Origin of the sequence: Paenirhizobium daejeonense (genome assembly GCF_014280875.1) — a bacterium.
GTDB lineage: Bacteria > Pseudomonadota > Alphaproteobacteria > Rhizobiales > Rhizobiaceae > Allorhizobium > Allorhizobium daejeonense.
Map to the genome: position 1 here is coordinate 16076 of NZ_JACLAL010000006.1, position 18011 is coordinate 34086.

Here is an 18011-nt window from a genome sequence, read left to right on the forward strand (position 1 = left end):
TGAGCCCTATGTAGGTGAAGCGCCGTCGAATACAATCTCGCTGCCGACCCCAGCAGCCTATGCCTGCTTTTGCTGGATATTTACCGCTGTGCCTGATAAGGAGCGCTCATCAGGGCCCGGGTTCCCGGTCCTCAGCATGGAGCAGACCTTAATGGGCGAAGCAGCCACCCCGCGCTCGGGAAGCATTTCCCGCAAGACCAACGAAACCTCGGTTTCCGTTTCCGTCAATCTCGACGGCACCGGCAAGGCGAAGATTTCCACGGGCGTCGGTTTCTTCGATCATATGCTCGACCAGCTTTCCCGACATTCGCTCATCGACATGGACATCGAGGTGAAGGGCGACCTGCACATCGACGACCATCATACCGTCGAGGACACAGGCATTGCGATCGGCCAGGCGATTTCCAAGGCGCTCGGCGAGCGGCGTGGCATCACCCGCTACGCCTCGATCGATCTTGCCATGGACGAAACCATGACGAAGGCGGCAATCGACGTTTCGGGCCGGCCGTTCCTCGTCTGGAACGTATCGTTCAGCGCGCCGAAGATCGGCACCTTCGATACCGAACTCGTTCGTGAATTCTTCCAGGCGCTGGCGCAGAATGCCGGCATCACGCTGCATGTGCTCAACCATTATGGCGCCAACAATCACCATATAGCGGAGACCTGCTTCAAGGCCGTGGCGCGGGCAATGCGAACCGCAGTCGAAATCGATCCCCGGCAGGCGAGCCGCGTTCCCTCCACCAAGGGCACGCTGGTCTGACAGCAAACGACAGGGGCGGATGGCCGGCGACCGGACCGCGAAAGCGGCGTCTTGGTTGATCCCGGGTCTCCAGGCTCCGATAGAAAGGATATTCGACGATGCGCGTTGCGATCATCGATTATGGTTCGGGAAATCTGCGTTCCGCGACGAAGGCCTTCGAGCGCGCAGCCCGGGAAAGCGGCATCGACGCTGAAATCGACCTGACGGACAAGGCGGAGCGGGTGGCATCGGCCGATCGCATCGTGCTTCCCGGCGTTGGCGCCTATGCCGATTGTCGCAACGGTCTCGACGCCGTCTCCGGCATGCATGAGGCGCTTGTCGATGCAGTCGAGAAGAAGGCGCGGCCGTTCCTCGGCATCTGCGTCGGCATGCAGCTCATGTCGTCGCGCGGGCTGGAAAAGACCGTCACGCAAGGCTTCGGCTGGATCAAGGGCGATGTCGTCGAGATGACGCCGAGCGATCCGACGTTGAAGATCCCGCAGATCGGCTGGAACACACTGACGCTCAATCGGCCGCATCCGCTGTTCGACGGCATCGAGACCGGCCCCGATGGCCTGCACGCCTATTTCGTGCATTCCTACCATCTCGCCGCGGAAAACCCCGGCGACGTCATCGCCACCACCGACTACGGCGGCCCGATGACGGCTTTCGTCGGTCGCGACAACATGGCGGGCGCCCAGTTCCATCCGGAAAAGAGCCAGAAGCTCGGCCTGAAGCTCATTGCGAACTTCCTCGCCTGGGCCCCGTAATTCTCATTTCATCCAATATCGGACAATTCGCATGATCCTCTTTCCCGCAATCGATCTGAAAGACGGCCAGTGCGTGCGCCTCAAGCTCGGCGACATGGAGCAGGCAACCGTCTACAACGCCGATCCCGCCGCGCAGGCGAAAGCCTTCGAGGACCAGGGCTTCGAATGGCTGCACGTGGTCGACCTGAACGGCGCCTTCGCCGGTGAAAGCGTCAACGGCAGTGCCGTCGACGCGATCCTCAAGGCGACGAAGAACCCGGTCCAGCTCGGCGGTGGCATCCGCACGCTCGAGCATATCGAGAACTGGCTTTCACGCGGACTTTCCCGTGTCATCCTCGGCACCGTGGCGGTGCGCGATCCCGCACTCGTCATCCAGGCCTGCAAGCTCTTCCCCGGCAAGATCGCGGTCGGAATCGACGCCAAGGGCGGCAAGGTCGCAGTCGAAGGCTGGGCGGAAGCCTCCGAACTCGGCGTAATCGAGCTTGCCAGGAAATTCGAAGGCGCAGGCGTCGCGGCGATCATCTACACGGATATCGACCGTGATGGCATTCTCGCCGGCATCAACTGGCCCTCGACGCTGGCGCTTGCCGATGCCGTTTCCATCCCGGTGATCGCGTCCGGCGGGCTTGCATCGCTCGACGACATCCGCCGCTTGCTGGAACCGGATGCCCGAAAACTCGAAGGTGCGATTTCCGGCCGCGCGCTTTATGATGGCCGGATAGATCCCGCGGAAGCGCTGGCGCTGATCCGCGCCGCAAGATCCTGAACGAGGAACCACCGATGACGCTGAAAGCCCGCGTTATTCCCTGCCTGGATGTCAAGGACGGCCGCGTCGTGAAGGGCGTGAACTTCGTCGACCTGATCGATGCCGGCGACCCCGTCGAGGCGGCCAAGGCCTATGACGCCGCCGGTGCCGACGAACTCTGTTTCCTCGACATCACCGCCTCCTCCGACGGGCGCGACACGATCTTCGATGTGGTGACCCGCACCGCCGAGCATTGCTTCATGCCACTCACCGTCGGTGGCGGGGTGCGCAGCATCGCCGACATCCGCAAGCTGCTGCTCTGCGGAGCCGACAAGGTGGCGATCAATTCCGCTGCGGTGAAGAACCCGGATTTCGTTGCGGAGGCCGCCGACAAGTTCGGCGACCAGTGCATCGTGATCTCGATCGACGCCAAGCGGCGGCGCACGCAGGCGGCCGGCGGCGACAACATGAGCGCCTGGGAGATCTACACCCATGGCGGCCGCAACCCGACCGGCATCGATGCCGTGGAATTCGCGAAGCAGGTTGTCGAGCGCGGCGCCGGCGAACTGCTCGTCACGTCGATGGATCGCGACGGCACGAAATCAGGCTACGACCTCGAGCTGACACGGACCATTGCGGACGCCGTGCGCGTTCCGGTTATCGCCTCTGGCGGCGTCGGCACGCTTGACGATCTGGTGGCAGGCATCAGCGAAGGCCACGCGACCGCCGTTCTCGCCGCTTCCATCTTCCACTTCGGTACGTATTCGATAACCGAGGCCAAGCAATATATGGCGCAGCATGGCATCGCCATGCGGCTCGACTGACAGGACACGCAAGGATCATGACCGAGTTTACCCTCACCGATCTCGAGAGCATCGTCGCGACACGCGCCACGGCGCGACCCGACGAGTCTTGGACGGCAAAGCTGGTGGCCGGCGGACAGTCGAAAGCCGCCAAGAAACTGGGCGAGGAAGCCGTGGAAACGGTGATTGCTGCCATCAAGGACGACAGGGAAAACCTCGTCTACGAGAGTGCGGACCTGCTCTATCATCTTATGGTCGTATTGAAAATTGCCGATATCCCGCTAGAAGCGGTGATGCAGGAGCTTCAGCGGCGTACAGCCCAGACAGGCCTGAGCGAAAAGGCCAGCCGGCAGGATCCATGACAACAGCGCCCCGGGAATCCGAAACGCCAGAAATGCTCGATCATTTCGAGGCGAATGGCTATTCGCCCTATCTCTTCTTCGATTCAGAGGAGTGGGCCCGGTTCCGCGCCGACACACCGCTGACGCTGACGGCAGACGAGGTTCACCGGCTGCGTTCGATCGACGACCCGATCGACCTACACGAAGTGCGTCGCATCTACCTGTCGCTGTCGCGTCTTCTGTCGGCGCATGTCGAATCCTCGCAGCTTCTTTTCGAGCAGCGCAACCGGTTTCTCAGCACCTCGGACGTCGCGAAGACGCCGTTCGTGATCGGGATCGCTGGTTCGGTCGCGGTCGGAAAGTCGACGACCGCCCGTATCCTGAAGGAACTTCTGGCACGCTGGCCCTCCAGCCCGAAAGTGGATCTCGTCACAACCGACGGCTTCCTCTATCCGAATGCACATCTCATTCGGCACAACATGCTGAACCGCAAGGGTTTCCCGGAGAGTTACGATATCGGCGCGCTGCTGCGCTTCCTGTCCGCGATCAAGGCGGGCCTGCCGAACGTCAAGGCGCCGAGCTATTCGCACCTGACCTACGACGTGCTGCCGGATGAGTTCAAGGTCATCGACCGGCCGGATATCCTCATCTTCGAGGGCATCAACGTGCTGCAGTCGCGCGATTTGCCGGCCGACGGCAAGATCGTGCCGATCGTCTCGGACTTCTTCGACTTCTCGATCTATATCGACGCCGACGAGAACCTGATTCACCGCTGGTATGTCGACCGCTTCATGCGGCTCAGGCAGACGGCGTTCCGCGATCCGAACTCCTACTTCAATCGCTATGCCGCCATCAGCGAGGAAGAGGCGCTGAAGATCGCCGAGGGCCTATGGCAGAATACGAACCTGAAGAATCTCAGGGAAAACATCCTGCCGACCCGCCCGCGCGCCGATCTCATCCTGCGCAAGGGTGACAACCACCTCGTCGAGAAGGTCGCTCTCCGGAAACTCTGAAACGCGCGGCGATCTCTGAGTTTCGCCGCAAACGAGAGCCGTTACATCATCAGGGATTGACCCGCCGCAGCGTGAGGTTGATCCGACCGCCATTCTTCAGGAGCGTCGAGGTCGAGGGATAGACGCGGTCTACACCGTGGAAACAAAGGCGTCCCTCGCCTCCGATGACGAAGACGTCACCACTTTTCAGCTTCAGCGACATGGTGGGATCGGTGCGGTTGACGCCTCCTACCCGGAAGAGGCAGCTGTTGCCGAGCGAGATCGAAACCACAGGTGCGGCGAATTCCTTCTCGTCGCGGTCCTGATGGAGGCTCATGCGCGCGGAATCGTCGTAATAGTTGACCAGACAGGCCTCGGGTTCCCCTTCATAGCCGGATACCCGTTTCCAGATATCGAGCAGTATGTCGGGGATCGGAGGCCATGGCCGTCCTGTCACGGGATGGGTCGACTGGTAGCGATAGCCGCTTTCCTTGTCCGTGACCCAGCCGAGCGGGCCGCAATTGGTCATCCTGACCGACATTGGTTTCCCAGTACCGGGCATGGCTGGCACGAAGAGTGGTGCTTCCGCGACGATGCCGCGAATGATCTCGACCAGCTTCTCCTGATCAACACGCTCGATGAAATCTGGATAGTAGCGCAGCCCGTCCGGCAGACTGCGCTTGTTGTTTTCTGCCATTTTCGTCATCGGCAGCCCGGAGGCTGCCGCCTTGGCATATCAGTCGGCGAGTTCCGGAATGCGCAGGACCTGGCCGGGGTAGATCTTATCGGGATGGGTGAGCATCGGCTTGTTGGCTTCGAAGATCAGCGTGTTCTTGACGCCCTTGCCCTTGCCATACTGCGCCTCAGCGATCTTCCAGAGGTTGTCGCCCTTCTTCACCGTATAGAAAACCGGCTCCTTGGCAGGTGCGGGTGTAGCTGCCGGATTTTCGGCAATCTTCAGTTCACCGGCCTCGACCTTGGAAACGCCGAGAGTGTTGCCGACAGCGACCACGGCCTTTTCGAAGATGGACTGATCCTTGACCACGCCCTTCAGGACAATCTTGTCGTCCACGACTTCCACGTCGACCTTGTCGGTTCCGAGATCATGGGAGGCAAGCTCCTTCTTGACCGCCTCGACATCCGGCGCTTCGTCATCGCCGCCGATGCCGAGCTTCTTGCCGGCGCTCTTGATAAAGCTGAAAAGACCCATGGGTACCTCCTGTTATCCTTTTGCAATTGCAAGATGAAACCACCAGGCATCAAAACACAAGCAATTATCTAAAACATGTCACTCTTTATCATTCGCCGCCGGGACGGCCGCGCATTTTCTTGACCTCGGATCGCCCGGACTTTTCCTTCAGGCGGCGCTCCACCGAACCCTTGGTCGGTTTGGTCTTCTTGCGCGGTGGCGGCGGGGGGGCGGCGGCGGCGAGAATAAGCTCCTTCAACCGCTCGCGCGCATCTTCCCGGTTTCGCTCCTGGCTACGAAAGCGGCTCGCCTCGATCATCAGCACACCCTCCTTGGAGGCGCGACGACCGGCGAGTTTCAACGCGTTTTCCTTGACGCGATCATTGAGCGAAGGCGATCCCGAGATGTTGAAGAACAGCTGGACCGCCGTCGAAACCTTGTTGACGTTCTGTCCGCCCGGCCCGCCCGCCAGCACGAACTGCTCGGTCAGTTCCCATCCGGCGATGGTGATCCGGTTGCTGATGTAGAGCGCGTCGCTGGCCATGGTCGGTCTCCGTTCGACCCTCCTCATAATCGATGATGCCGAAAAACAAAAACCCGGCGGTGGAACCGCCGGGTCTTCATCATTCATTCACTCCGCGATTATTCCGCAGCGATGTTGGCGCTCGGAGCAGCCGCGCGCACCTTGTGGTCCACATGGTCTTCGAACTTGGCGAAGTTGGTGATGAACATCGCCACCAGCTTCTTGGCCTGCGCATCGTATTCCGCGCCATCGGCCCAGGTCGAACGCGGGTCGAGGATCTTGGTCTCGACGCCTTCTACCGCGACCGGTACCGCGAATCCGAAGTTCGGGTCGACACGGGTTTCGATCTTCTTCAGTTCGCCATTCAGTGCGCTGGTGAGCAGGGCACGGGTGGCCTTGATCGGCATGCGGCTGCCGATGCCATAGGCGCCGCCGGTCCAGCCGGTATTGACCAGCCAGCAATCGACGTTGTGCTTGGCGATCAGGTCGCGCAACAGGTTGCCGTATTCAGCCGGGTGGCGCGGCATGAACGGAGCGCCGAAGCAGGTCGAGAAGGTCGCTTCCGGTTCGGTCACGCCCTTTTCAGTGCCGGCAACCTTTGCGGTGTAGCCGGAGAGGAAGTGGTACATGGCCTGTTCCGGCGTCAGCCGAGCAATCGGCGGAAGCACGCCGAAAGCGTCTGCCGTCAGCATGATGATCGTCTTCGGATGGCCGGCAATACCGGTTTCCGATGCATTCGGGATGAAGTGCAGCGGATAGGCGCAACGGGTATTCTCCGTACGCGACGCATCGTTGAAGTCCGGAACGCCCCTTTCATCGAGAACGACGTTTTCGAGAACTGTGCCGAAACGCTTGGTGGTCGCGTAGATTTCCGGCTCGGCTTCGGCCGACAGACGGATAGTCTTGGCGTAGCAGCCGCCTTCGAAGTTGAAGATGCCGTCTTCGCCCCAGCCGTGCTCGTCGTCACCGATCAACGTGCGGCTCGGATCGGCCGAAAGCGTGGTCTTGCCGGTGCCGGACAGGCCGAAGAAGACTGCAGCATCGCCGGCCGGGCCGACGTTTGCCGAGCAGTGCATCGGCATGACGCCCTTGGGCGGCAGCAGGTAGTTGAGGGCGGTGAAGACTGACTTCTTCATCTCGCCGGCGTAGGATGTGCCACCGATCAGCACGATGCCGTTGGTGAAGTCGCAGGCAATGACGGTCTCGGTGCGGCAGCCGTGACGGGCCGGATCTGCACGGAAGCTCGGCAGGTTGATGATCGTCAGCTTCGGCTGGAAGCTTGCCAGAGCGGAGCGCTCCGGACGGATCAGCAGGTTGCGGATGAACAGCGAATGCCAAGCGAATTCACTGATGACGCGGGTCGGCAGTGCGTTTTCGGCATCGGCGCCGCCGATCAGGTCCTGCACGAAGAATTCCCGGCCGGCCGCATGAGCCAGCATGTCCTTGTGGAGGATGCCGAAGTGCTCGGGCGACATCGGTTTGTTGTTGTCCCACCAGATCACGCCATCGGTGTTGCCGTCGCGAACGATGAACTTGTCTTTTGCGGAACGGCCGGTGTGCTGGCCGGTGACGGCGCAAAGTGCTCCGTCAGCGGTAAGCTCGGCTTCGCCACGGCGAATCGATTCCTGATAGAGATCGCGCTCAAGCAGATTGTAATAGACGCGCGAAGCATCACCCAATCCGATTGCCGCTACCCCTACCAGGGGATTGTTTACACCGATTTCCTCCATAAGCACACTTCCTCTACTATGGGGCCGTTGGGTTCGAATGGTGGGGAACCTAGTGTTCGAAATTTCAAAACGCAAGATAGCAATTCGAAAACATTCAATAATTTCAAATATTTAATCGATTTAAATGGAAATCTTCATTTTTAAATCGGTTTGCATGACGAGCTGGAAACGGCAAATAGCGGACCATTTGCGCCTCTACCCTGGATGTGCGACACCGACACCCTTTATCTTTGCCACAATTTGTTCCACCTTTATCCTCATTAAGCGCATCCTGACCGCCACCACCTGGGCTGGGAATGATACCAGGAGCCGTGCTTCATGTTGACGGAGACAAACAGTATGCAGACGATCGCCCTCGTAGACGACGACCGCAATATCCTCACTTCGGTGTCCATCGCACTCGAAGCGGAAGGATATAAGGTCGAGACCTATACCGACGGCGCCTCGGCGCTCGACGGTCTCCTGGCGCGACCTCCGCAGCTGGCGATCTTCGACATCAAGATGCCGCGCATGGACGGCATGGAGCTGCTTCGCCGCCTCCGGCAGAAGTCTGACCTGCCAGTGATCTTCCTCACCTCCAAGGACGAGGAAATCGATGAGTTGTTCGGCCTGAAGATGGGCGCCGACGATTTCATCACCAAGCCGTTCTCGCAGCGCCTGCTAGTCGAGCGTGTCAAGGCGATCCTTCGCCGCGCCGCAAGCCGCGAAACCCTCGCTGCCGGCGGACCGGCGAAGACCGGTGCGGAAGTGCAGGCCCGAACCCTGGAACGTGGGCAGTTGGTGATGGACCAGGAGCGTCACACCTGTACCTGGAAGGGCGATCCCGTTACCCTCACCGTCACCGAATTCCTCATCCTGCAGTCGCTTGCGCAACGCCCCGGCGTTGTCAAGAGCCGTGACGCATTGATGGATGCGGCCTATGACGAACAGGTCTATGTGGACGACCGCACCATCGACAGCCACATCAAGCGGCTTCGCAAGAAGTTCAAGATGGTCGATGTCGAGTTCGACATGATTGAAACGCTCTACGGTGTAGGATACCGCTTCCGCGAAGCTGCGTGAGGTGCGCCGGTCCGGTTTTCCTCGCATCCACGGATGCGGGAAGACGGACGTGTATGCGCGAAAGGGTAAGACTTGGCCAAGCAGGTTGCCGACGGAAATCTCGATGAACTGGAAAGCCTGACAGAACCGCGTCGCTTCCTGGTACATCCCTTCACGATTATCCGCCGCATCTTCGGGCACGCCCTCTTTTCCAGCCTGACGCGGCGGATCGTGTTCTTCAACCTCGCGGCCATCATCGTGCTGGTCGGCGGCATCATGTATCTTAACCAGTTCCGCGAGGGGCTGATCGATGCCCGCGTGGAAAGCCTGCTTACCCAGGGTGAAATCATCGCCGGGGCGATTTCCGCCTCGGCATCGGTCGACACCAATTCGATCACCATCGATCCGCAGAAACTGCTTGAGTTGCAGGCTGGCCAGAGCATCACGCCGGTTCCGAGCGACGAGGATCTGGATTTCCCGATCAATCCCGAGCGCGTGGCGCCCGTCCTGCGGCGACTGATTTCTCCCACCCGCACACGGGCACGGCTGTTCGACGCCGACGCCAACCTGCTGCTCGATTCGCGCCACCTCTATTCTCGCGGACAGGTGCTGCGATTCGACCTGCCGCCAGTGGACGGTGAAAGCTCTGGCCTGACCGACTGGGTCGCGCGCACTTTCAACTCAATGCTTCAACCGAGCAATCTGCCGGTCTACAAGGAAGCGCCTGGCGGCGACGGCTCAATCTATCCGGAAGTGATGAATGCGCTGACCGGGGTGCGCGGTGCAGTCGTGCGCGTCACCGAAGGTGGAGAGCTCATCGTTTCAGTTGCAGTTCCGGTGCAGCGCTCGCGGGCCGTGCTCGGCGTCCTGCTGCTTTCCACCCAGGCCGGCGACATCGACAAGATCGTGCACGCCGAACGCCTCGCCATTCTCAGGGTCTTCGGCGTCGCGACGCTGGTCAACATCGTGCTGTCGCTGCTCCTCTCCTCAACCATCGCCAATCCGTTGCGACGCCTTGCGGCAGCGGCGATCCGCGTACGGCGGGGGGCCAAGGAGCGCGAGGAAATCCCCGACTTTTCCTCCCGTCAGGACGAGATCGGCAATCTTTCCATCGCGCTGCGCGAAATGACCACCGCGCTCTACGACCGGATTGACGCGATCGAGAGTTTCGCGGCCGATGTCAGCCATGAGCTGAAGAACCCGCTCACATCTCTTAGAAGCGCCGTCGAAACACTGCCGCTCGCCAAGAACGACAATTCCCGACAGCGGTTGATGGATGTCATCCAGCATGACGTTCGACGCCTCGACCGCTTGATCAGCGACATCTCGGACGCATCGCGCCTTGACGCGGAACTCGCGCGTAGCGACGCCAAGCCGCTTGACCTCGAGGTGTTGATCTCAAGCCTCGTCGAAGTCTCCCGGCAGATCCGCAGCAGCAAAAAGCCGGTCGAAATCGACTACATCATCGACCAGAAGCCGGGAGCAAAACAGCGCTTCATGGTCAACGGCCACGACCTGCGGCTTGGCCAGATCGTTACCAACCTGATCGAGAATGCCCGTTCCTTCGTTCCCGATGTCAGCGGGAAGATTACCGTGCGGCTTTCCCGCACCCGCGGGCGCTGCCTGATCCAGGTGGAGGATAACGGTCCCGGTATCCAGGCCGAAAATATCGACCGCATCTTCGAGCGCTTCTATACCGACCGTCCGGAACGCGAGGGCTTCGGGCAGAATTCCGGTCTTGGCCTGTCGATCAGCCGGCAGATCGCCGAGGCCCATGGCGGTACGCTGCGAGCAGAAAACATCGTCGACCCCGAAAGCGGCGGACTGCTCGGCGCGCGCTTCATCCTGTCGCTACCGGCGGAAAATACTCCATGACCGCGGATTGGACGGCCGAGAGCAATGTTCACGGTACGGCCATCGTCGTCGGAACGACCGGCCTGATCTTCCTCGGTCCCTCAGGTGCTGGCAAATCGGCGCTTGCCTTCTACTGCATGGCGGAGGCCCGTCTCGCGGGTGATTTTGCGGCACTGATTTCCGACGATCAGGTGTTCGTTTCCCGGCACGGCACCAATGTGCTGGCCCGCAGGCCGGAGACCATCAGGGGCCTACTCGAGCTTCGACATGCTGGCATCGTCAGAGTCGAGAACGTGCCACGTGCCCTGCTGCATTATGCCATCCTGCTCGGCCAGGACGGAGAAAGACTGCCGCCGGAGCACGAAACCGCGACACTTACGGCAGAAATAACGCTTCCTGCCCTGCGCATGCCCACTGGCGCTCGAATGCCATTTGCCTTTATAAAGGCCCTGATTGCGACTGAAGTCGCCACCCGCCCAACATGAGGCATCGCAGTTTGCGCTTGAACTTCCGTTTTTCATCGCCAAGATGGCGTCCCACAGATGGACGCGGCTTGAACGTTAGGTTATCTGGCCGGCTGTTTGCGCAGGCAAGGGGGCAGTAGAAGTATGATCGGACTAGTGCTTGTCACTCATGGCAAGCTGGCTGAAGAGTTTCATCACGCGGTGGAACATGTGGTTGGCCCCCAGAAATTCATCGAAACGGTGTCGATCGGTCCCGAAGACGACATGGACCAGCGTCGGCAGGATATCCTGGATGCCGTCATGCGTGCGGACGACGGGCATGGCGTCATCATTCTGACCGATATGTTCGGCGGTACGCCGTCGAACCTAGCAATTTCCGTGATGAACAGCGGCCGTATCGAAGTGATTGCGGGCGTCAACCTGCCGATGCTGATCAAGCTCGCCGGTGTGCGGGGCGACAACGACATGGAAAAAGCGCTGGTCGAAGCATCGGAAGCCGGCCGCAAGTACATCAATGTCGCCAGCCGCGTCCTGAGCGGCAAGTAAGCACCCGGAGAGCAGCCCGAGATGTCACTCTCCCGAGAAATGCTGATCACCAACAAGCGCGGCCTTCATGCTCGAGCTTCGGCAAAATTCGTCCAGACCGTCAGCGGTTTCGATGCCATCGTCCAAGTCACCAAAGACGGCACGACGGTCGGCGGAACCTCGATCATGGGCCTGATGATGCTGGCGGCAAGTCCGGGCTGCAGCATTCTTGTCACGGCGACCGGCGCGGATGCCGAAGTCGTGCTGGAAGCCCTCTCCCGCCTCGTCGGCGACAAGTTCGGCGAGGAAGCCTAGTATTTCAGTAGACATATAAAGACATAAAGACTTCTTTATATCTTGTTGCCTCAAGCTCCATTCCCTGCTAGATGCTCTCCAGGAGACCGAACATTTCGATGATCGGGTAGATATGGACGTGCGCGTCCGTTGAAAAGACTGAACACCGACCTCGTTTCAGCCGGAGAGATTCATGAGCACACACAAGGACTACGTCGTCGCCGACATCGGCCTCGCCGATTTCGGACGCAAGGAAATCAACATCGCCGAGACCGAAATGCCGGGCCTCATGGCATGCCGTTCCGAGTTCGGTGAAAGCAAGCCGCTGAAGGGTGCCCGCATCAGCGGCTCCCTGCACATGACGATCCAGACCGCCGTGCTGATCGAAACTCTGGTGGCCCTCGGCGCAGAAGTGCGCTGGGCTTCCTGCAATATCTTCTCGACCCAGGACCACGCGGCATCGGCCATTGCCGCTGCCGGCATTCCGGTCTTCGCGATCAAGGGCGAGTCGCTTGAGGACTACTGGCAGTATACCGACCAGATCTTCCAGTGGACCGATGGCGGCGTTTCCAACATGATCCTCGACGATGGTGGCGATGCCACCATGTACATCCTGCTCGGCGCCCGCGCCGAAGCCGGCGAGGACGTGCTCTCCAACCCTGGTTCGGAGGAGGAAGAAATCCTCATCTCCCAGATCAAGAAGCGCCTCAAGGCCTCGCCTGGCTGGTTCACGAAGCAGCGCGACGCGATCCGTGGCGTAACGGAAGAAACCACCACTGGCGTTCACCGCCTCTATGAACTCAGCAAGAAGGGCCTCCTGCCCTTCCCGGCCATCAACGTCAACGACTCGGTTACCAAGTCGAAATTCGACAACAAGTATGGCTGCAAGGAATCGCTGGTCGACGGCATCCGTCGTGGCACCGATGTCATGATGGCCGGCAAGGTCGCCGTAGTCTGCGGTTACGGCGACGTCGGCAAGGGTTCGGCTGCCTCGCTACGCGGCGCCGGCGCCCGCGTGAAGGTCACCGAAATCGACCCGATCTGCGCCCTGCAGGCCGCCATGGATGGCTTTGAAGTCGTTACGCTGGAAGATGTCGTCTCTTCAGCAGACATTTTCATCACCACGACCGGCAACCGAGACGTCATCCGCATTGAGCACATGCGCGAGATGAAGGACATGGCGATCGTCGGCAACATCGGTCACTTCGACAATGAGATCCAGGTCGCCGCACTGCGCAATCTGAAATGGACCAATGTCAAGCCGCAGGTTGATATCGTAGAGTTCCCCAAGGGCAACCGCATGATCCTTCTGTCCGAAGGGCGACTGCTCAACCTCGGCAACGCAACCGGCCATCCGTCCTTCGTAATGTCGGCCTCGTTCACCAACCAGGTGCTTGCCCAGATCGAGCTTTTCACCAAGCCCGGCGAATACAAGAACGACGTCTATATCCTGCCGAAGCACCTCGACGAAAAGGTCGCGCGCCTGCATCTCGAAAAGCTCGGCGTGAAACTCACTGAGCTGTCTGAAGAACAGGCAAGCTATATCGGCGTCGAAAAGGCCGGTCCGTTCAAGGCCGAACACTATCGCTATTAATTAGCCGACAATCTATCCACAAGATATAGTGGCCGCGTCCTTGACAAAGGGCGTGGCCTCTTTTTTGGCCTCCGGCCTTCCCGCAGATTCCCTAAGGCAGTATTGTTTTAGAACTTGATTCGTGGCGCGGCCGGAGGGATGCGACACGAAATGGGATGTCTTGTCGACAATGCGGCACATAGGACGGAGACAGACCGAATATGTCGGTAAATGATAGCGGCCCGCTCGTGCGGGAAACGATGGCACGCCTTGGCTTGAGCGGCTTCGGTCAGGCGGAGAAGCGGGCTGATGACCAGGCGAAGCTGCGCCCTGCGAAGGCGTTGCGTGGACGCAAACGATACCAGCTTATGCAGATCTGGTCGGTCTGCATGGGTGCCACGGCGCTCACGGGACTGATCGTTCCCGGACTTGCCCGCGCACAGACGTCGTCCCCGGCCGAGCGACTTTTCACCTCCGTGGAAACCGTCGGCTATTCCCTCGTGATCGGCATCATCTCCGCTGCGCTCGTTTCGGCCGTCTGGCTGATCCGCCAGCGCGCGCGCCTTGAGAGCGAGGGAGCGGAAATGCGTTCCGCACTGTCCGAGGCCAACCAGCAGATTTCACGCTATCAGGCGCTGATTGCCGACAAGAATCGTCGGATCGTCATCTGGGACGGACAGAACCGCCCGGAATTCCTCGGACAGCTACCAGTTGAAACGGGTGCTCCGCCGTCCGACAGCGATTTCCTTGCCTTTGGCCGATGGCTGAAACCGTCTTCGGCAGGAGAACTTGAAAAGGCAATCGAGAAGCTCCGCTTCGACGCCCACAGCTTTGATCTCATCGTTGAGACCCAGCGGGGAGAGGTTCTGGAAGTCCAGGGCCGGCTTTCGGGCGGACGCGCCTTTGCCCATTTTGTCGCGCTTAACAACCTGCGGGCCGAACTTGCCGAACTCAAGATCGAACGCAACCGCCTGAAAACGTCCATCGCCACCTTCGAAGCTCTTCTGGATGCCATCGAGCAGCCTGTATGGCAAAGGGATGCCGACGGCCGGCTGCTCTGGGTCAACCATGCCTACAGCGAAGCGGTCGAGGCCGGGTCTCCCGATCAGGCCGTACGCGAGAGCCGCGAGGTTCTGACCAGCCTGACCCGCGAGAAGATCAAAGCGAGTGTCACGCCTGAATCCCCATTCCACGACACCGTCTCCACAGCTGTGAGGGGCAACCGGACCTTTTATGACGTGGTTGACGTGCGCGGCCCTTCAGGCTCATGCGGCATGGCGATCGACGTCTCCCAGAAGGAGGCTCTTCGCGAGGAGCTGAAGCGAACGCTGAAGAGCCATGCCGAAACACTCGATCATCTGGCGACGCCCGTTGCAATCTTCGATGGCAACCGTCGGCTGCAGTTCTTCAACCAGGCCTTCGTGCAGCTCTGGGAACTCGACCATGCGTTCCTCGAAACCCGGCCCGACCACGCGGAACTGCTTGACAGGCTACGTTCGGCGCACAAGCTGCCGGAACAGCTGAGCTGGAAAGCTTGGAAGGAAAGCACACTTGCGGTCTACCGTTCGCTCGATACGCAAACGGAACTCTGGCATCTGCCGAACGGCCAGACACTTCGTGTCATCGCATCGGCGCATCCGCAGGGGGGCGCTACTTGGGTCTTTGAAAACCTCACCGAACAGGTTGATCTCGAAACACGCTACAACACGCTGCTGCGCGTACAGGGCGAAACGATCGATCATCTTTCTGAAGGCGTTGCTGTGTTCGGTCCGGATGGCCGCATCCAGCTTTCCAACCCGGCATTCCGAGCGCTTTGGGGCATCACCGAAGCCGAAGCGCGGCATGGAACCCATATCCGTGCCATCGAAACGGCCTGCGCGCCTTCCTACGACAAGCCGGACGGCTGGAAGAGTTTCAGCAAGATCATCACCAGCTTCGAGGACGAGCGTCCCTCCAGCCAGGGCACGCTGGAGCTCTATTCCGGCCTCGTGCTCGACTATGCGGTGACACCGCTGCCGAACGCCCAGACCATGCTGACTTTCGTCAACATTACCGACAGTGTCAGGGCCGAGCGTGCATTGAAAGAAAAGAACGAGGCGCTGCGCAAGGCCGACGAGCTGAAGAACGATTTCGTCCAGCACGTCTCCTACGAATTGCGTTCGCCGCTGACCAACATCATCGGCTTTACCGACCTTCTCAAGACGCCGACGATCGGCTCGCTCAACGAGCGGCAGGCCGAATATATAGACCATATCTCCACCTCGTCTTCAGTGCTGCTGACCATCGTCAACGACATTCTCGATCTGGCGACGGTCGACGCCGGCATCATGCGGCTCGATTATTCCGATATCGATCTCAACGATCTGCTCGACGACGTGTCGATGCAGATGACCGACCGCCTTCAGGAAGGCAATGTGACGCTGGAGATCGCGGCATCAGCGAAGCTCGGTCATATCGTCGCGGACCAGCAGCGACTGAAGCAGATCCTCGTCAAGATCCTGACCAACGCAGTCAATTTCGCGCCGGAAGGATCCGCCGTTGAAATGAAGTGCTGGCGCGAAGACAGCGATTTCGTCTTCACCGTTCACGACAATGGCTGCGGCATGACGCCCGACATGCTGGCGACCGTGTTCCACCGCTTCTCCACCAACGGCAAGGGCGGCCGGCGCACCGGCGCGGGCCTCGGTCTTTCCATCGTCGAAAGCTTCGTCAACCTCCACAACGGTCAGGTCTCCATTGACAGCACACCCGGGCGCGGTACGACTGTTGCGTGCCGTATACCGACAGCCGTCATGCCCCAATCCGTTGCCGCAGAATGACCGATAGCCAGAACAGTATTTCTCTCTTCCTGCCCTCCGAAGCAGCCACCCAGCAACTTGGCGAGGATCTCGCGCTTGCCCTCAAGCCTGGTGACTGCGTTGCTCTGTGGGGCGACCTTGGTGCCGGAAAGTCCACGCTTTGCCGCGCCCTGCTCCGCGCCATGGCCGATGACAGCGAGCTCGAGGTTCCGAGCCCCACCTTCACGCTGGTGCAGAACTACGATCTGCGCCTTCCGGTCGCGCATTTCGATCTCTACCGGCTCAGCGACCCGGGCGAACTGGACGAACTCGGTTTCGAGGACGCGCTGAAGGATGGCATATGTCTGGTGGAATGGCCGGAAAAGGCGGGAACCGCCCTGCCCGCCCGCCGGATCGATATCCGTTTTGCCTTCGAGGTCAGTGGCGGTCGACAGGTCGTTATCGAGGCCGAAACCGCCAAGCTCGCAAGAATATCGCGGGTGCTTTCCATCAGGGGCTTCCTCGACAGCCACGGTCTGGCCGGCGCCCGTCGGAGACACCTGACTGGCGACGCCTCCACGCGCGCGTATGAGTACATCTACCCGGCAGAAGGGCCGCGAAGGATCCTGATGGATTCGCCGCGCCAGCCGGATGGGCCGCCGATCCGCGACGGCAAGCCCTATTCGCAGATCGTGCATCTGGCGGAGGACGTCTATCCCTTCGTCGCCGTTGCCGGCGCCCTGCGGGACAAGGGTTTCGCCGCCCCGGAAATTTACGAGAGCGATTGCGAAAACGGTATCCTGCTGATCGAGGATTTCGGTCCTGAAACCGTTCTCGACAGCAACGGCGTTCCTATACAGGAGCGCTATCAGGCGAGCGTCGAATGCCTCGCAGCCCTGCACGAGGTATCCTTCCCCCGCGAAATCACCTTCAATGGCGGACTGGTGCATCGTATTCCCGACTATGATCGTACCGCCATGAAGATGGAAGCGGAGCTTCTGATCGACTGGCATCTTCCGTGGAAACGCGACGGCAAGCCCGCGACGACGGAAGAACGGGCTGAATATCTGGCGATCTGGGACGGGCTGATCGATGCGCTTGCGGATGCGGAGAAGTCGCTGGTTCTCAGGGACTTCCATTCGCCCAACATCATCTGGCGCGGTGACAGGCAGGCAAGCGACAGGATTGGCCTTCTAGATTTTCAGGACGCCATGATCGGGCCGACGGCCTACGACCTCGTTTCCATCGTTCAGGACGCCCGCGTTACCGTCGAGCGGCCTCTCGTCGACCGGCTGATGGAAGACTATCTCTCGCTGCGCCGGAAGAGCCCGGCCTTCGACGAGGCGAATTTCCTCAAGAGCTGGGCGATCATGTCGGCACAGCGGGCCTGCAAGCTGAACGGTTTGTGGATCCGTCTTCTTCAACGCGACGGCAAGCCGGGCTATATGAAGCATATGCCGAGAACCCTGTGGCATCTGTCCGTCGCCTTCGAACATGAGGCTCTCGCCCCCTTGCGCGACTGGTGCACACGGGTTGGAATCGGCTCGGTCTAGAGTGTGTCAGGTTCATACTGAACCTGACACACTCTGAATTCTTTTGTTTTCGTTTGTCTTTGCGGGAAACCGGTATCCACTTTTCCCTGACAAACTCT

At 60.1% G+C, this 18011-nt stretch carries 18 protein-coding genes; 14 read left to right on the forward strand and 4 right to left on the reverse strand.

The window, feature by feature from the left end:
* Positions 1 to 151 precede the first annotated feature (151 nt).
* The 6 genes from hisB (at position 152) to coaA (ending at position 4411) form a co-directional block, all read left to right on the forward strand.
* Positions 152 to 760 carry an imidazoleglycerol-phosphate dehydratase HisB gene (gene hisB, locus H4I99_RS15325; RefSeq protein WP_099055935.1) on the forward strand — a complete coding sequence of 203 codons (609 nt, stop codon included), beginning with the start codon at positions 152 to 154 and terminating at the stop codon, positions 758 to 760.
* Positions 761 to 858: 98 nt separating this feature from the next.
* A complete protein-coding gene (gene hisH, locus H4I99_RS15330) occupies positions 859 to 1509 on the forward strand; it encodes an imidazole glycerol phosphate synthase subunit HisH (protein ID WP_163902473.1) in 651 nt (216 codons plus the stop codon).
* Positions 1510 to 1540: 31 nt separating this feature from the next.
* Positions 1541 to 2275 (forward strand): 1-(5-phosphoribosyl)-5-[(5-phosphoribosylamino)methylideneamino]imidazole-4-carboxamide isomerase, encoded by a 735-nt coding sequence (hisA, locus tag H4I99_RS15335; RefSeq protein WP_163902472.1) that lies wholly within the window; start codon positions 1541 to 1543, stop codon positions 2273 to 2275.
* 14 nt (positions 2276 to 2289) lie between these two features.
* Positions 2290 to 3078, forward strand: a complete 789-nt coding sequence (gene hisF, locus H4I99_RS15340) for an imidazole glycerol phosphate synthase subunit HisF (RefSeq protein ID WP_163902470.1) — start codon at positions 2290 to 2292, stop codon at positions 3076 to 3078.
* 17 nt (positions 3079 to 3095) lie between these two features.
* A complete protein-coding gene (locus H4I99_RS15345; protein ID WP_163902468.1) occupies positions 3096 to 3419 on the forward strand; it encodes a phosphoribosyl-ATP diphosphatase in 324 nt (107 codons plus the stop codon).
* Positions 3416 to 4411: a type I pantothenate kinase gene (gene coaA, locus H4I99_RS15350; protein ID WP_099055930.1), complete on the forward strand. Its 996-nt coding sequence runs from the start codon at positions 3416 to 3418 to the stop codon at positions 4409 to 4411. Before H4I99_RS15345 ends, coaA begins: the two co-directional genes overlap by 4 nt.
* A gap of 49 nt (positions 4412 to 4460) precedes the next feature.
* On the opposite strand, the gene H4I99_RS15355 is transcribed toward coaA, so the two are convergent.
* The 4 genes from H4I99_RS15355 to H4I99_RS15370 all read right to left on the reverse strand — a co-directional run bounded on the left by H4I99_RS15355 (position 4461) and on the right by H4I99_RS15370 (position 7832).
* A complete protein-coding gene (locus H4I99_RS15355; RefSeq protein ID WP_163902467.1) occupies positions 4461 to 5087 on the reverse strand; it encodes an alpha-ketoglutarate-dependent dioxygenase AlkB family protein in 627 nt (208 codons plus the stop codon).
* A gap of 39 nt (positions 5088 to 5126) precedes the next feature.
* A complete protein-coding gene (gene lysM / locus H4I99_RS15360) occupies positions 5127 to 5600 on the reverse strand; it encodes a peptidoglycan-binding protein LysM (protein WP_163902465.1) in 474 nt (157 codons plus the stop codon).
* Positions 5601 to 5688: 88 nt separating this feature from the next.
* Positions 5689 to 6123 (reverse strand): alternative ribosome rescue aminoacyl-tRNA hydrolase ArfB, encoded by a 435-nt coding sequence (arfB, locus tag H4I99_RS15365; RefSeq protein ID WP_163902463.1) that lies wholly within the window; start codon positions 6121 to 6123, stop codon positions 5689 to 5691.
* Positions 6124 to 6221: 98 nt separating this feature from the next.
* On the reverse strand, positions 6222 to 7832 hold the full coding sequence (locus H4I99_RS15370; RefSeq protein WP_163902461.1) for a phosphoenolpyruvate carboxykinase: 1611 nt from the start codon (positions 7830 to 7832) through the stop codon (positions 6222 to 6224).
* Between the two features lie 339 nt (positions 7833 to 8171).
* Here H4I99_RS15370 and H4I99_RS15375 point away from each other — a divergent pair, with 339 nt between their 5' ends.
* The 8 genes from H4I99_RS15375 (at position 8172) to tsaE (ending at position 17913) form a co-directional block, all read left to right on the forward strand.
* Positions 8172 to 8894, forward strand: coding sequence for a response regulator transcription factor (locus H4I99_RS15375; RefSeq protein WP_194362135.1), 723 nt, complete (start codon positions 8172 to 8174; stop codon positions 8892 to 8894).
* Positions 8895 to 8966: 72 nt separating this feature from the next.
* Entirely contained in the window at positions 8967 to 10748 is a 1782-nt protein-coding gene (locus tag H4I99_RS15380) for a sensor histidine kinase (RefSeq protein WP_163902460.1), read from the forward strand.
* The gene (locus tag H4I99_RS15385) at positions 10745 to 11212 is read left to right on the forward strand and encodes an HPr kinase/phosphorylase (protein WP_163902458.1); all 468 of its coding nucleotides are present in this window, start codon (positions 10745 to 10747) and stop codon (positions 11210 to 11212) included. Before H4I99_RS15380 ends, H4I99_RS15385 begins: the two co-directional genes overlap by 4 nt.
* A 123-nt stretch (positions 11213 to 11335) precedes the next feature.
* Positions 11336 to 11737, forward strand: a complete 402-nt coding sequence (locus H4I99_RS15390; protein ID WP_163902456.1) for a PTS sugar transporter subunit IIA — start codon at positions 11336 to 11338, stop codon at positions 11735 to 11737.
* A 21-nt stretch (positions 11738 to 11758) separates the two neighbouring features.
* Positions 11759 to 12031, forward strand: coding sequence for an HPr family phosphocarrier protein (locus H4I99_RS15395; protein ID WP_163902454.1), 273 nt, complete (start codon positions 11759 to 11761; stop codon positions 12029 to 12031).
* A 172-nt stretch (positions 12032 to 12203) separates the two neighbouring features.
* On the forward strand, positions 12204 to 13604 hold the full coding sequence (ahcY, locus tag H4I99_RS15400; protein ID WP_163902452.1) for an adenosylhomocysteinase: 1401 nt from the start codon (positions 12204 to 12206) through the stop codon (positions 13602 to 13604).
* Between the two features lie 239 nt (positions 13605 to 13843).
* The gene (locus H4I99_RS15405; RefSeq protein WP_163905976.1) at positions 13844 to 16402 is read left to right on the forward strand and encodes a PAS domain-containing sensor histidine kinase; all 2559 of its coding nucleotides are present in this window, start codon (positions 13844 to 13846) and stop codon (positions 16400 to 16402) included.
* Positions 16399 to 17913 (forward strand): tRNA (adenosine(37)-N6)-threonylcarbamoyltransferase complex ATPase subunit type 1 TsaE, encoded by a 1515-nt coding sequence (gene tsaE, locus H4I99_RS15410; protein ID WP_163902450.1) that lies wholly within the window; start codon positions 16399 to 16401, stop codon positions 17911 to 17913. The genes H4I99_RS15405 and tsaE overlap by 4 nt, the downstream gene beginning before the upstream one ends.
* Positions 17914 to 18011: the final 98 nt, after the last annotated feature.